Below are 14,312 nucleotides of genomic sequence, written 5' to 3'. Positions count from 1 at the left end.
TCCAACCTAATTGATCAGAGCGGCCAGCGATGCTATGGCGGCCGCGAAGAGCGCCGCCGCCAGCAGCGCGGGTGTGTTCAGTCCCCACGTGGCAGCCGCCGCGCCGCCCACCAGGGCGCCGAGCGGTGCGCCGGCGATCGCGAGCGTGCGGAAGGCCGAACTGATCCTGCCCAGCATGGCTTCCGGGCTGCGCTCCTGCACCAGCGTCACCTGGTTCGTGTTCCACACCAGCCCCATGAGTCCGAACAGGGCCATCGCTGCGATCGTTACCCACAGCTCACGGACCAGACCCATCGCCGCCAGGCAGCCGATCTGCACGGCCCCGGCGGCGAACACACTGCGTACTCGCCCTATCCGCGTGGCGAGCCGGCCGGCCAGCAGCCCGCCCGCCACACTGCCCACGCCGTACGCCGTGATGACCGCCGCGTAGCCGCCGTGCCCGCCGTCGAGCCAGCCGGTGACGTGGAGGACGAGGGTCGCGATGAGCGCGCCCATGCCGACGTTGCACAGCGTGGTGGCGACGCAGATCCCGCGCAGCACCCGGTCCGCCCACAGCGCCCGCAGCCCCTGCGCGATGTCCCCGCGCAGCGTGCTGCCCGCGGGTCTCGGCGGCCGCTCCGGCGCCGTCACCCGCAGCGAGGCGATCAGGACCGCTCCCAGGACGTACGTCGCGGCGTCCGCGGCGTACGGCACGGCCGCGCCGGCCAGCAGCAGGACCGGCACCAGCGGGGCGGCCAGGAAGCCGCCCGCGATCTGCTGCCCGGTCAGCAGCCGGGCGTTGGCGCTGCCGAGCGCGGCCTTCGGCACCAGCGACGGCAGCAGGGCCGTGGCCGCGTTGTCGAAGAGGGTCTGGAGCGTGGTGAGGGCGAAGGCGAGCGCGATGAGCAGCGCGATCGAGGCGTGGCCGAGGGCGACGGCCACCGCGAAGGCGGCCATCAGCGCGGCACGCACCAGGTCCACGGCCCACATCGCCCGCCGCTGGTCCACCCGGTCGGCCACCGCGCCGCCCAGCAGCCCGAACAGCAGCCACGGCAGATAGCCGCACGCCGTCACCAGCGCCACCAGCACCGGGTCGGACGTCAGCGAGGCCGCCAGCAGCGGCATCGCGGCCGTGCGCAGCGAGTCGCCGAACCGCGAGACGACAGCCGCCGTCCACAGCCGGCCGAACCCCCCGCGCCAGGCCGGAGCCCGGACATCCGTCGCGGCTGTATTCGCGGCCGCGGCCTCGCTCGTCGTCACAACTCCCCCTTCCGGTCCCGTGTTTCAAGAACCTTCAAGAACCGTAGAGGGTGCCACTGACAATCGGCCCGGGAGACGCCGGAAAGCGGTCCGGCCGGGCACCCGAAGGTGTCCGGCCGGACCACAATTCCTAGATTTCGCCCCGTAGTTTCGCGAGCGCCTCGGCGAGAATCGCCTCGCCGTCCGCGTCGCTGCGCCGTTCTCGTACGTACGCGAGATGCGTTTTGTACGGCTCGGTGCGCGGCGGGGCCGGCGGATTGTCCCGGTCCTGTCCGGCCGGGAACCCGCAGCGCGGGCAGTCCCAGTTGTCCGGGACCTGCGCGTCACTGGCGAAGCTCGGCTGCGTCTCGTGCCCGTTCGAGCACCAGAAGGAGATGCGGAGACGGGGCGCGGACTCGCCGCGCTCAGCCTCACCCATCGGCCCCGCTCCGACCCGGCTTCCCCGGATCGCGTTGCCACTTGCCACGGTCGTAACTCCCTGCGTGATGGTGCTGCACTGCATCAATCAGCGGCTACCGCCGCGGAGTCGTCAAGCAGCTCAGCTGCGAGCGGCCCAGTTTACGTAGGGCCCAACGCGCGTCCAGTGGCCGGAGTTACCACCCCGCCCCGCGAACGCGAGCCGCGGGCCCCATGATAGGCCGCGCACCCGCCTCCATACCGGGCGACGGGTCAGCTGTCCAGCTTCATCAGCAGACCGAGCACGATAATGCAGGCAAACCAGATCAGACCGACCACCACTGTGATGCGGTCAAGGTTCCGCTCGGCCACCGAGGACCCGCCGACGGACGACTGCATGCCGCCACCGAACATGTCGGAGAGACCGCCGCCCTTCCCCTTGTGCATCAGAACCAGCAGCATCAGCAGCAGGCTGAAGACGATCAGGGCGATCGAGAACCCCATAACCACGGCTGGACCAACTTCCTCGGACTTCGGACTTCGGAGACGGACAACGGGGGCCGTACGGCTGCTGAACAGCCACCACGGCCCCCGCCAGGGTACGACGGATCGGCCCTACGGCCTACTCACTGGTCGCGGAACCGGACGATCTTGACGAACTCGTCGTAGTCCAGCGCCGCGCCGCCCACCAGGGCGCCGTCGACATCGGGCTGCGCCATGATCGCGGCGACGTTCCCGGACTTGACCGAGCCGCCGTACTGGATGCGGACCTTGTCGGCCAGCTCCTGCGAGTACAGCTCGGCGAGACGGCCGCGGATCGCTCCGCAGACCTCCTGCGCGTCCTCGGGGGTGGCGACCTCGCCGGTGCCGATGGCCCACACGGGCTCGTACGCGATCACGATGGACTCGGCCTGCTCGGCCGGGATGTCCTTCAGGCCGCCGTCGAGCTGGGCGAGCGTGTACTCGACCTGGTTGCCGGCCTTGCGGATCTCGAGGCCCTCACCGACGCACAGGATCGGGGTCAGGCCGTGCCTGTACGCGGCCTTCACCTTGGCGTTGCAGAGCTCGTCGTTCTCGTTGTGGTACTGCCGGCGCTCGGAGTGCCCGACGGCGACGTACGTGCACTTGAGCTTGGCGAGCATCGCGCCCGAGATCTCACCGGTGTACGCCCCGGAGTCGTGCGCCGAGAGGTCCTGGGCGCCGTACTTGATCTTGAGCTTGTCGCTGTCGACCAGGGTCTGTACGGATCGCAGGTCGGTGAAGGGCGGCAGGACCGCGACCTCGACGGCGTCGTAGTCCTTGTCGGTCAGCGCGAAGGCGAGCTTCTGGGTGTGGGCGATGGCCTCGAGGTGGTTGAGGTTCATCTTCCAGTTGCCCGCCATCAGCGGGGTGCGGCCTTGGGTGGGAGCAGTCATTAAGGGTCAGTCCTCCAGTGCGGCGAGGCCGGGAAGCGTCTTGCCTTCGAGGTATTCGAGGCTCGCGCCGCCACCGGTCGAGATGTGGCCGAATGCGTTCTCGTCGAAGCCCAGGATGCGGACGGCGGCGGCGGAGTCGCCACCACCGACCACCGTGAAGGCGGGGCTGTCGACGAGGGCCTGGGCGACCGCCTTGGTGCCCTGGGCGTAGTCGGGGTGCTCGAAGACGCCCATCGGACCGTTCCAGAAGACGGTGGCCGCGTCGGCGAGCTTCGATGCGTACAGCTTGCGGGTCTCGGGACCGATGTCCAGACCCTCCTGGTCTGCCGGAATGGCGTCCGCGGCGACCGTCGTCGGGTTGGCCGGAGCCTTCGTCTTGAGGTCCGGGAACTCCGGCGAGACCAGTACGTCGACGGGGAGCACGAACTCCACGCCCTTCTTCTTGGCGCGCTCCAGGTACTCCAGGACCGTCGGGATCTGGTCCTCCTGGAGCAGCGAGATGCCGACCTCGTGGCCCTGGGCCTTGAGGAAGGTGTACGCCATGCCGCCGCCGACCAGGATGCGGTCGGCCTTCTCCAGCAGGTGGTCGATCACGCCGAGCTTGTCGGAGACCTTGGCGCCGCCGAGGACCACGACGTACGGCCGCTCGACTTCCTCGGTGAGCTTCTTCAGGACGCCGACCTCGGTGGCGATGAGGCCGCCGGCCACGTGCGGCAGGCGGGCCGGGAGGTCGAAGACCGAAGCGTGCTTGCGGTGTACGGCGCCGAAGCCGTCACCCACGTACACATCGGCGAGCTCCGCCAGCTGGTCCGCGAAGGCGCCGCGCTCGGCGTCGTCCTTCGACGTCTCGCCGGCGTTGAAGCGGAGGTTCTCGATGACGGCGACGTCGCCGTCGGCCAGGCCCGCGACGACGGCCTTGGCGGACTCGCCGACCGTGTCGCTCGCGAAGGCGACCTCGGTCTTGAGGAGTTCACCGAGGCGCCCGGCGGCGGGCGCCAGCGAGAAGGCCGGGTCCGGGGCGCCCTTGGGGCGGCCCAGGTGCGAGGCGACGACGACCCGGGCGCCCGCGGCGGCGAGCTTCTCGATCGTCGGCTGGACGGCGCGGATGCGGCCGTCGTCGGTGATGGTGGTGCCTTCGAGCGGCACGTTGAGGTCGGCGCGGACGAATACCCGCTTGCCCGCGACCCCGTCGGCGAGAAGTTCGTCGATCGTCTTCATCTTTTTACTGGACTCCTTGGAGACAAAACACGTGACAAGGCCCGGGCAGCGCCGCGTTGCGCTGCCCGAGCCCTGTGCTCACATCGAGGTGCCTGCCGGACGGATCAGAGCTGGCTGCCGACGAAGACCGTGAGGTCGACGAGGCGGTTGGAGTAGCCCCACTCGTTGTCGTACCAGCCGATGACCTTGACCTGGTTGCCCTCGGCCATGGTCAGCGACGAGTCGAAGGTGCAGGACGCCGGCTCGTTGACGATGTCGGAGGACACGATCGGGTCGGCCGTGTACTCGACGATGCCCTTGAGCTCGCCCTCGGCGGCCTTCTGGAAGGCCGCGTTGATCTCGTCCTTCGTGACGTCGCGCTCCAGCGTGATGACCAGGTCGGTGACCGAACCGGTCGGGACCGGGACGCGCATCGCGATGCCGTCGAGCTTGCCCTTGAGCTGCGGCAGGACCAGCGCGGTGGCCTTGGCGGCACCCGTGGTGGTCGGAATGATGTTCTCAGCGGCGGCGCGAGCGCGACGCAGGTCGGAGTGCGGGAAGTCCAGGATGCGCTGATCGTTGGTGTACGCGTGCACCGTCGTCATCAGGCCCTTGACGATGCCGAAGTTCTCGTCGAGAACCTTGGCCATCGGCGCCACACAGTTGGTGGTGCAGGACGCGTTGGAGATGACGTGGTGGTTGGCCGCGTCGTACTTGTCCTGGTTGACGCCCATCACGATGGTGATGTCCTCGTTCTTGGCCGGAGCCGAGATGAGGACCTTCTTCGCACCACCTGCGATGTGCTTCTCGGCATCCGCCTTCTTGGTGAAGATGCCGGTGGACTCGATCACGATGTCGACGCCGAGCTCGCCCCACGGAATGTCCGCCGGGTTGCGCTCGGACAGCACCTTGATGGTGTGGTCGTCGACGGTGATGGTGTTCGCCGTGTGCGACACCTCGGCCTTGAGGCGGCCGAGAATGGTGTCGTACTTCAGAAGGTGTGCCGTGGTCGCAGTGTCACCCAGGTCGTTGACAGCCACGATCTCGATGTCCGCACCCTGCTCCAGCAGCGCCCGGAAGTAGTTGCGCCCGATGCGGCCGAAGCCGTTGATGCCTACGCGGATCGTCACGAAACCGATCTCCTCGTTGGTACGCCGGGTTTCGACGCCGGCGAGATGTATGGGATGTCCCCGACCGCTTCCGACCCTACCTCTACGTGGCCCCGCGGGTGACATCGAGCGGGGCCGGACACGGACCGGCGGCCCCTACTCCCCAGTAGGGAATACGGACCGCCGGGCACGTCAGTCGTGCAGTACGCCGAGCACCCTGCCGAGCAGCTCCGCCCGCTCTACCGCGTCGGGGACCTGCTCCAGGCCGAAGCCGAGGAGCACCGTGTCGCCGGTCGTGATCGCGCCGTACGGGACGAAGAGCTCGCCCGTGCGGGTCCAGTCGCCCGCCACGGCGGGGCTGCCCGCCGGTGCGCCGGTCGCCGTCCAGGTGCCGAGCGACGTCTCGAAGCCCTCCGTCTCCTTTTCCGCGCCGCCCACGACGAGCCGTGCGTCGTCCGCGAAGACCCCGCGGCCGCCGGAACCCGGGTCGGTGATGCTGCTGAGCGAGAGCTCGACCGTCCTGCCCGCGTAGGCGCTCAGGTCGAAGGAGACCTGCTTCCAGCCGCCGGAGGACCCGGTGAAGCTGTTCCAGGCGCCGGAGGTGCCGGCGGCCTCGCAGGCGTCGGACTCCTGGGTCAGGTAGTGCCTCAGGAACGGGTGACCGTTGAGCAGGTAGCCCTGCTCGCACTCCGCCGGGACGGTGGCGGAGGTGGCGCCGCCTCCCTCGGGCAGCGTCGTCCAGTCCTCGCCGCCGGCGGTGCGGGCCTCCAGGACGGCGTGGTCGTAACCGGCCTCGGTGTTCCAGTTCAGGGCGAGGCGCAGCTCCGGCTTGTCGGCTGCGCTCACCGCGGTGAGGTCGAAGGTCCTGGTGAGCCGCTTCCAGTCGTTGTCCTCATGGGTCGCGGCGGCCATGCCCCGGCCCGCGTACGGGGCGTACGGATTGACGGCGCCGGTGTAGCGGCCCGCCTGCTCACTGGCGAACTGGGGGAACTGCGCGGCCGGCAGCACCGAGGACGTGGAGATGTACGCTCCCGGGGCGTCCAGCGCGTTGCCGGGCGCGCCGGCCAGCGGGCTGTCCGTACCGGCCATCGGGCCGAGACCGCTGAACGCGGTGGCTCCCGGCGCGCTGCTCCGTCCGTAGGCACCGAGGTAGTACTGACTGAAGTCGTTCGTCGAGGCGCGGCCCACCACCGCGTTGCCGCCCGTGAGTTCACCGGCCTCCAGGAGCTTGCCGCCCTCGTTGAGGAAGGCACGCAGGGCGAGCTGGGTGGGACCGGTGGGTGCCTTGGCGCCGGTGTAGTGCACGACCGTACGGAAGTGGGACAGCACGCCGAGCGCGTGCGGTGCTCCCTGGGTGGCGACGTCCCACACGGCGGCCTTGTGTCCGGTGGTCGCGAGCGTGTCGGTGTACGTCCGGAGGTGCTGCGCGGGGGCTCCTTCCTCGGCGGTCACCAGGACGTCCGCCGCGGGGCGGTCGGCGAGGGTGTACGTGAAGTGCTCGCTGGAGACGCGTTTGCCGGACTTGGTGCGCCCGGTGAACCAGACCTCGACCTTGTCGCCGACGTCGCCGTCCTGGACCTTGGCGCGGTACTCGTCGAAGTGCAGGTTGTCCTCGCCGCCGAAGGTCTCGCCGCCCTTCCAGGGGCGCAGCTCCTGGTCGTGGACGCGGCCGCCGTTGACGCGGTACCTGAGCTCCTTGTCGCGCACCGACTTACGGGCGGTTACGGAGATTTCCTGGTCGGCCCACCGCGCGTACGACGTGGTGAAGGGGTCGACGGTGAAGTCGGGGGCCTCCATGCCGACGGACGAGGACGGCCGGTCGGGGTGCGCGGCGGTCTCCGCGACGGAGAGCGCGAAGGGGATGTTCTTGGCGAACTCCGCCTGGATCAGCTTCTCGTCGTCGGGGAAGTTGAATCCGGACTGGCAGTCCTCGGGCTTCCACCGGTCGCCCGGGTCGATGTTCGACGCCGTCTGGCAGGTGGTCATCTCCGGGGTGAACATCATGATGCCGTTGACGTTGGCCGCGTGTCCGTCGGCCTCACCGTTGGTGGTGTAGAGCTCGGAGGAGACCTGCGGGTAGTAACCGGGGACGGCGGGCTTTTCGGGCGTTCCGGCGAGCGCTTTGTAGAGCACGTCGTCGGGCGTCGGAGTGGCGACCTGCCAGCCGACCCCGTAGAGGATCAGTTCGGCGGCGGAGTGGTAGTTGATGCCGTACTCAAAGCCGATGCGCTTCTGGAAGCGGTCGAGCGCCTGGGTCTCGGGCTCGGACATGGGTGACGCGCCACGGTAGGTGGAGCTGGCGGGGTTCGGCGAGGAACCCTCGTTGTCGTAGCCCCACTTGTAGCCGAAGTTACGGTTGAGGTCGACGCCGTCGCTCGCGGTGTACTTGCCGTCGGCGTCGATGTCACGCATGTTCTTGCGCCAGAGGCGGTTGCCCGCCGGGTCGTGGGTCCAGTCGTAGCCGTCGGGGTTGGCGGAGAGCACGAACCACAGCTCGGTGGAGTCCACGATCTTCGTGATGCGGCGGTCCTTGCCGTACCGGTCCAGGTAGTGGTGCATCAGCCGCCGGGTCATCTCCGGGGTGATCCACTCACGGGCGTGCTGGTTGGACAGGTACAGCACCGAGGGCCTGGCACCGTCCTTGGTCTTCTTCGCGCCCTTGGTGAGCTTGAGGGCGAGGATGTCCTTGCCCTGGACGGTCTTGCCGATGGAGACGACCTTGGTGAGGTCCGGGTGCGCCTGGCCCGTCTTGACGATCTCCTCCTGGAGATTGCCCTTGCCGCTGTACGGGCGGTAGACGCCGTCCCCGGCGGCGGCGAGGCGGGACTCGGTCTTCGCCGAGACCTTGCGCTCCGTGAGGTTCCTGACGCCCTTGGCGGCCAGGTCCTCGGCCTGGGCGTCGGTGAGGAAGAGCTCGACGCGCGCCGTGCCCTTCTCCGGTGCGCGCTCGCCCATCTCGTGCGCGTCCTGGCCGGCCGCCAGGAGCAGGGGCACCTGCTCCTTGGTGACGTCCGCGTTGAACACCTTGACGGCGTCGGCGCCCGCGTCGGCCGCGCCACTGGCGCCCGCCCCTTCGGCCTGGGCCACCGGTGCCACCGCCACGCCGCCGAGCAGCAATGTGCACGCTGCGAGGATCGATCTCGCTCTGCGTCTCATGAGCCCCCCTTGCTGTTGTCTGCCACATAAGCGAACTGACGTCAGGCTCATGACAGTTCATGGTCATGTCAATAGCGCCTGCGGTGTACGCAAACCGCCGCCGGCGCCCCCGAGGGGGACACCGGCGGCGGCGAGCCGTGCCGAGGAGATGGCGTCAGCCAACCAGACCATCGGCCATTTCCTCGGTGATCGTGGACTCCGTACCCGGGATGCCCAGGTCCTGGGCCCGCTTGTCCGCCATGGCCAGCAGACGGCGGATACGGCCGGCGACCGCGTCCTTCGTCAGCGGCGGGTCGGCCAGCGCGCCGAGCTCCTCCAGGGAGGCCTGCTTGTGGTCCATGCGCAGCCGGCCGGCGGCGGCGAGGTGCTCGGGCACCTCCTCACCGAGGATCTCCAGCGCACGCCCCACCCGGGCCCCCGCGGCGACGGCGGCCCGCGCCGAGCGGCGCAGGTTGGCGTCGTCGAAGTTGGCCAGGCGGTTGGCGGTGGCGCGGACCTCGCGGCGCATCCGCCGCTCCTCCCAGGCCAGCACGGACTCGTGCGCGCCGAGGCGGGTCAGCAGGGCGCCGATCGCGTCTCCGTCCCGTACGACGACCCGGTCCACGCCGCGCACCTCGCGCGCCTTGGCGCCGATGGAGAGCCGGCGGGCGGCGCCGACGAGGGCGAGGGCGGCCTCGGGGCCCGGGCAGGTGACCTCCAGCGAGGACGAGCGGCCCGGCTCGGTGAGCGAACCGTGGGCGAGGAACGCGCCGCGCCAGGCGGCCTCGGCGTCACACGTGGCGCCGGAGACGACCTGCGGGGGCAGGCCGCGGATGGGCCGGCCCCGGCCGTCGACCAGCCCGGTCTGGCGCGCCAGCTGGTCGCCGCCCGCCACCACCCGTACGAGGTAACGGGAGCCGCGTCGCAGCCCGCTCGGCGCCATCACCACCAGCTCGGAGTGGTGACCGAAAATCTCCAGGATGTCCTTCTTGAGCCTGCGGGCCGCGAAGCTCACGTCCAGTTCCGCCTCGATCACGATCCGGCCGCTCACCAGGTGCAGCCCGCCCGCGAACCGAAGAATCGCCGAGACCTCCGCCTTCCTGCAGCAGGTCCGGGTGACGGGGAGCCGGGAGATTTCGTCCTTCACCGCTGCCGTCATCGCCATGGGCCGATCCTTCCATGCATCCGAAAAATACGGTCGTACGCGGCGGCCAACAGCTCCGGGTCGTGCTTCGGTGAGCCGTTGGGCGCGGCGACCGGCGCCAGCTCGACCGCCGCGCCGAACCGCATGGCGGCATCGGCGAGAGACTCGCGGTCGGGCACGGCAGCCTCGTCGGCCAACACCACGTCCAGGGCGAGTTTAGGGGCGTGTCGTCCCAAAACCTCCAAATGACGCTGCGGAGAGAACCCATCTGTTTCACCGGGTTGCGGCGCGAGGTTGAGCGACAGGACCCGGCGCGCCTTCGTCTCGACGAGCGCGTCGAGCAGCCCGGGCACCAGAAGGTGCGGAATCACGGACGAGAACCAGGAGCCGGGACCGAGCACCACCCAGTCCGCGTCGAGCACGGCGGCGACGGCCTCGGGAACGGCCGGGGGTCCCTGCGGCACGAGGTGTACGGACTGCACCTCGCCGGGGGTGAGCGCCACAGTGGCCTGGCCGCGCACCGTGTCCACGTCGTCCGGCCGCCGGGGATCGTGCCCCCGTACAAGCGCCTGTAGTTCCAGCGGCACGGCGGACATGGGCAGCACCCGGCCGTGCGCGCCGAGCAGCTTGCCGACCAGGTCGAGGGCCTGGACGTGGTCGCCGAGCTGCTCCCACAGGGCGACGATCAGCAGATTGCCGACGGCGTGGTCGTGCAGGTCGCCTCGGCTGGAGAAGCGGTGCTGGATGACGCGCGACCAGGTCTGGCCCCAGTCGTCGTCCCCGCACAGCGCGGCGAGCGCCTTGCGCAGGTCACCGGGCGGCAGTACGCCGAGCTCGTCGCGCAGCCGGCCGCTGGAGCCGCCGTCGTCGGCGACGGTGACCACGGCGGTCAGGTCACCGGTGATGCGCCGCAGCGCCGTGAGCGACGCGGACAGTCCCATGCCGCCGCCGAGGGCGACGACCTTGGGCTGGGCGCCGCGCTTGCGCTGCGGCCGCGCGGCGTCATTGCCGCGCAGCCGCCGCAGGCGGAGGTTCCGTCCGGTCACTCGCGCCCCATGTCCCGGTGGACGAGGACGGTCTCCACGCCTTCGGAGGACAGCCGGGCGGCCAGCTTCTCCGACATGGCTACGCTGCGGTGCTTGCCGCCCGTACAGCCGACGGCGATGGTCACGTAGCGCTTGCCCTCGCGGCGGTAGCCGGCCGCGATGAGCTGGAGCAGCTCGGTGTACTGGTCGAGGAACTCCTTGGCGCCCGGCTGGTTGAAGACGTAGCCGGAGACCTCTTCGTTGAGGCCGGTGAAGGGGCGCAGCTCCGGGACCCAGTGCGGGTTGGGCAGGAAGCGGCAGTCGACGACGAGGTCGGCGTCGACCGGCAGGCCGTACTTGTAGCCGAACGACATGACCGTGGCGCGCAGCTGCGGCTCGTCGTCGCCCGCGAACTGGGCGTCCATCTTGGCGCGCAGCTCGTGGACGTTGAGGCTGGAGGTGTCGATGACCAGATCGGCGTCGCCGCGCAGCTCGCGCAGCAGGTCGCGCTCGGCCGCGATGCCGTCGGTGATCCGGCCGTCGCCCTGGAGCGGGTGGGGACGGCGTACGGACTCGAAACGGCGTACCAGGGCGTCGTCGGAGGACTCCAGGAAGACGATCCGCCGGGTGACCTCCTTGGCGTCCAGGTCGGCAAGGGACTCCCGGAGGTTGTCGAAGAAGCGCCGGCCGCGGACGTCCACGACGACGGCGATACGGGCGACATTGCCCTGCGAGCGGGCGCCGAGCTCCACCATGGTGGGGATCAGCGCGGGCGGCAGGTTGTCGACGACGAACCAGCCGAGGTCTTCGAGACACTTCGCGGCGGTGCTGCGGCCCGCTCCCGACATGCCCGAGATGATCACCAGTTCGGGGATGGCCTGCTCGGCCGCCTCACCGTTGTGGCCGTTCTGACCGTTCTGACCGGTCTCGCCGGTCTCTCCGGCCGCGCCCGTACTCACGTGTGCTCCGTCTCCGTCGTGCTCAGTCATTCCTGCTGCCCCCGATCCGACGGGGAGGCTGCGGGCGGTGCTTCCACACTGTCCGCGGCTTCCTCAGTGTCCTCGTCGTACTCAATGATCTCTCCTGTCGCCGTGTTCACGGCGGGTGCGGCCGGTGCCGCCTGCGCGAGGAACGCGGCGACGGTCTCGGCCGTCTTGCGGCCTATCCCCGGGACCTCGCAGATCTGGTCGATTGTGGCGGACCGGAGCTTCTTCACCGAACCGAAGTGCTTGACCAGGGCGTGCTTGCGCGTCTCGCCGAGGCCGGGAACCTCGTCGAGCGGGCCCGCCTTGAAGCGCTTGGCGCGCTTGGTGCGCTGGTAGCGGATGGCGAAGTCGTGCGCCGTGTCACGGACCCGCTGGAGGAGGTAGAGGCCCTCGCTGCTGCGGGGCAGGACGACCGGGTCGTCCTCGCCCGGCACCCAGACCTCTTCGAGGCGCTTGGCCAGGCCGCAGACGGCGACGTCGTCGATGCCGAGCTCGTCGAGGGCGCGCTGGGCAGCCGCCACCTGGGGCTGGCCGCCGTCGACGACGACGAGCTGCGGCGGGTACGCGAACCGCTTGGGCCTGCCGTCTTCCTCCACGTCGGGCTCCGGCTCGGCGGGTACCTCCGTGGCCCCGTTGGCCTCGATCCACTCCCCCGTCTTCTCCTTCTCCTGGAGATAGCGCCTGAAGCGGCGGGTGAGCACCTCGTGCATGGACCGGACGTCGTCCTGGCCCTCGAAGGTCTTGATCTGGAAGCGGCGGTACTCGCTCTTGCGCGGCAGGCCGTCCTCGAAGACGACCATGGAGGCCACCACGTCCTCGCCCTGGAGGTGGGAGATGTCGAAGCACTCGATGCGCAGCGGGGCGGAGTCCAGGCCGAGCGCCCGGGAGATCTCCTCCAGGGCACGGGAGCGGGTGGTCAGGTCGGAAGCGCGCTTGGTCTTGTGCAGGACGAGGGCCTGCTGGGCGTTGCGCTGGACCGTCGCCATGAGGTCCTTCTTGTCGCCGCGCTGGGGGATGCGCAGCGACACGTTGGAGCCGCGCCGCTCGGCGAGCCACTGGGCGACCGCGGGGGCGTCCTCGGGCATGGCCGGTACGAGGACCTCCTTGGGCACCGCGTCGCCCTGCTCCTCGCCGTACAGCTGCTGGAGGGCGTGCTCGACGAGGCCGGCCGTGTCGACGGCCTCGACCTTGTCGGTGACCCAGCCGCGCTGGCCGCGCACGCGTCCGCCGCGTACGTGGAAGATCTGGACGGCGGCTTCCAGTTCGTCCTCTGCGACGGCGATCAGGTCGGCGTCGGTGGCGTCGTTGAACACCACCGTGTTCTTCTCCAGGGCGCGGCGCAGCGCCCCTATGTCGTCGCGCAGGCGGGCGGCCTTCTCGTACTCCATGTCCTCGGCGGCCTCGTGCATCTGCTGCTCGATGCGCTTGAGGTACTGGCCGGTGCGGCCGGCCATGAAGTCGCAGAACTCCTCGGCCAGTTCGCGGTGCTCCTCGGGGGTGACGCGGCCCACACAGGGCGCGGAGCACTTGCCGATGTAGCCGAGGAGGCAGGGGCGGCCGGTCCTGGCGGCGTTCTTGAAGACACCGGCCGAGCAGGTGCGTACGGGAAAGACGCGGAGCATCAGGTCGACGGTCTCGCGGATGGCCCAGGCGTGCCCGTACGGACCGAAGTAGCGCACGCCCTTCTTCTTGGGGCCGCGCATGACCTGGACCCTCGGGAACTCCTCATTGAGGGTCACCGCGAGGGACGGGTAGCTCTTGTCGTCGCGGTACTTGACGTTGAAGCGGGGGTCGAACTCCTTGATCCAGGAGTACTCCAGCTGAAGAGCCTCGACCTCGGTGGAGACGACCGTCCACTCGACGGACGCCGCCGTGGTGACCATGGTGCGGGTGCGCGGGTGGAGATTGGCCAGGTCCTGGAAGTACGAGGACAGGCGCGGGCGCAGGCTCTTCGCCTTCCCGACGTAGATCACCCGGCGGTGCTCGTCGCGGAATTTGTAGACCCCCGGCGAGTCGGGGATCTGCCCCGGCTTGGGGCGGTAACTGGAGGGGTCGGCCATGTCAGACACCCTACTTGCGGGCAGTGACAGTGCGGGTGCCGCGCGGCGGTGCGGGGTCAGGCACCCGGCCCGGCCGTCGCACCCGCGTCCGCTCCCGCCGTCGCACCCGCGTCCGCTCCCGCTCCCGCTCCCGCTACGAGCTTGCCGCCCTCAACCTTGACCGGGATGGCGGGCAGCGGCACGGTCGCCGGGCCCTGGAGCACCTCACCCGTGGTGACGTCGAAACGGCTGCCGTGGCACGGACAGTTGCCCTCGTCCTTCTCGATCTTGTCCAGGACACAGCCCGCGTGCGTGCACTGCGCGCTGAACGCCTTGAATTCGCCCTTGGCCGGGCAGCTGACGATGATCCGCTGCTCGCGATAGAGCTTCGCGCCGCCGACAGGGACCTCGTCCGCCGACCCGAGGCTCACGGGCGTGGACGGCAGCGGCTTGGCGTGCCCGAGCTTCGACTCGGTGGAGCAGGCCGCCACACCCAGTCCGGCAGCCCCGGCGAGGACGGCGCCCTTCAGCACGGTACGGCGGGGGGCTGACTGGCCGGGCATGCGAACTCCACTGATCAAGGGGTGTGAGGGACGTACGACAGCCCCGACGATACCGGCGGAGTCC

At 70.0% G+C, this 14,312-nt stretch carries 11 protein-coding genes and 1 pseudogene; all 12 read right to left on the bottom strand.

Going from position 1 to position 14,312, the window contains the following annotated elements; translation table 11 throughout:
* Positions 1–6: 6 nt before the first annotated feature.
* The gene (locus J7E96_RS09250) at positions 7–1,239 is read right to left on the bottom strand and encodes an MFS transporter (RefSeq protein ID WP_215129385.1); all 1,233 of its coding nucleotides are present in this window, start codon (positions 1,237–1,239) and stop codon (positions 7–9) included.
* 130 nt (positions 1,240–1,369) lie between these two features.
* Positions 1,370–1,705 carry an RNA polymerase-binding protein RbpA gene (locus J7E96_RS09245; RefSeq protein ID WP_073790820.1) on the bottom strand — a complete coding sequence of 112 codons (336 nt, stop codon included), beginning with the start codon at positions 1,703–1,705 and terminating at the stop codon, positions 1,370–1,372.
* A gap of 203 nt (positions 1,706–1,908) precedes the next feature.
* Positions 1,909–2,139, bottom strand: a complete 231-nt coding sequence (gene secG, locus J7E96_RS09240; RefSeq protein WP_214974604.1) for a preprotein translocase subunit SecG — start codon at positions 2,137–2,139, stop codon at positions 1,909–1,911.
* Positions 2,140–2,261: 122 nt separating this feature from the next.
* Positions 2,262–3,050 carry a triose-phosphate isomerase gene (gene tpiA, locus J7E96_RS09235; protein ID WP_215129383.1) on the bottom strand — a complete coding sequence of 263 codons (789 nt, stop codon included), beginning with the start codon at positions 3,048–3,050 and terminating at the stop codon, positions 2,262–2,264.
* A gap of 6 nt (positions 3,051–3,056) precedes the next feature.
* Entirely contained in the window at positions 3,057–4,268 is a 1,212-nt protein-coding gene (gene pgk, locus J7E96_RS09230) for a phosphoglycerate kinase (RefSeq protein WP_215129382.1), read from the bottom strand.
* A gap of 104 nt (positions 4,269–4,372) precedes the next feature.
* Positions 4,373–5,377 (bottom strand): type I glyceraldehyde-3-phosphate dehydrogenase, encoded by a 1,005-nt coding sequence (gap, locus tag J7E96_RS09225; protein WP_215129380.1) that lies wholly within the window; start codon positions 5,375–5,377, stop codon positions 4,373–4,375.
* A gap of 171 nt (positions 5,378–5,548) precedes the next feature.
* Positions 5,549–8,512, bottom strand: a complete 2,964-nt coding sequence (locus J7E96_RS09220; protein WP_215129378.1) for a M14 family metallopeptidase — start codon at positions 8,510–8,512, stop codon at positions 5,549–5,551.
* 154 nt (positions 8,513–8,666) lie between these two features.
* Positions 8,667–9,656, bottom strand: a complete 990-nt coding sequence (gene whiA, locus J7E96_RS09215) for a DNA-binding protein WhiA (protein WP_028813910.1) — start codon at positions 9,654–9,656, stop codon at positions 8,667–8,669.
* A complete protein-coding gene (yvcK, locus tag J7E96_RS09210; RefSeq protein ID WP_215129376.1) occupies positions 9,647–10,681 on the bottom strand; it encodes a uridine diphosphate-N-acetylglucosamine-binding protein YvcK in 1,035 nt (344 codons plus the stop codon). Before yvcK ends, whiA begins: the two co-directional genes overlap by 10 nt.
* The gene (gene rapZ / locus J7E96_RS09205) at positions 10,678–11,649 is read right to left on the bottom strand and encodes an RNase adapter RapZ (protein ID WP_215129374.1); all 972 of its coding nucleotides are present in this window, start codon (positions 11,647–11,649) and stop codon (positions 10,678–10,680) included. The genes yvcK and rapZ overlap by 4 nt, the downstream gene beginning before the upstream one ends.
* Positions 11,646–13,706, bottom strand: a complete 2,061-nt coding sequence (gene uvrC / locus J7E96_RS09200) for an excinuclease ABC subunit UvrC (RefSeq protein WP_215129372.1) — start codon at positions 13,704–13,706, stop codon at positions 11,646–11,648. Before uvrC ends, rapZ begins: the two co-directional genes overlap by 4 nt.
* Before the next feature lie 119 nt (positions 13,707–13,825).
* Positions 13,826–14,248: pseudogene (locus J7E96_RS09195) on the bottom strand (Rieske (2Fe-2S) protein); the annotation flags it as partial.
* Positions 14,249–14,312 lie beyond the last annotated feature (64 nt).

The organism is Streptomyces sp. ISL-96, from assembly GCF_018614035.1.
Classification (GTDB): domain Bacteria; phylum Actinomycetota; class Actinomycetes; order Streptomycetales; family Streptomycetaceae; genus Streptomyces.
Note: the sequence above shows the minus strand (reverse complement) of the source record. Positions and strands in the feature narration are given on the sequence as shown.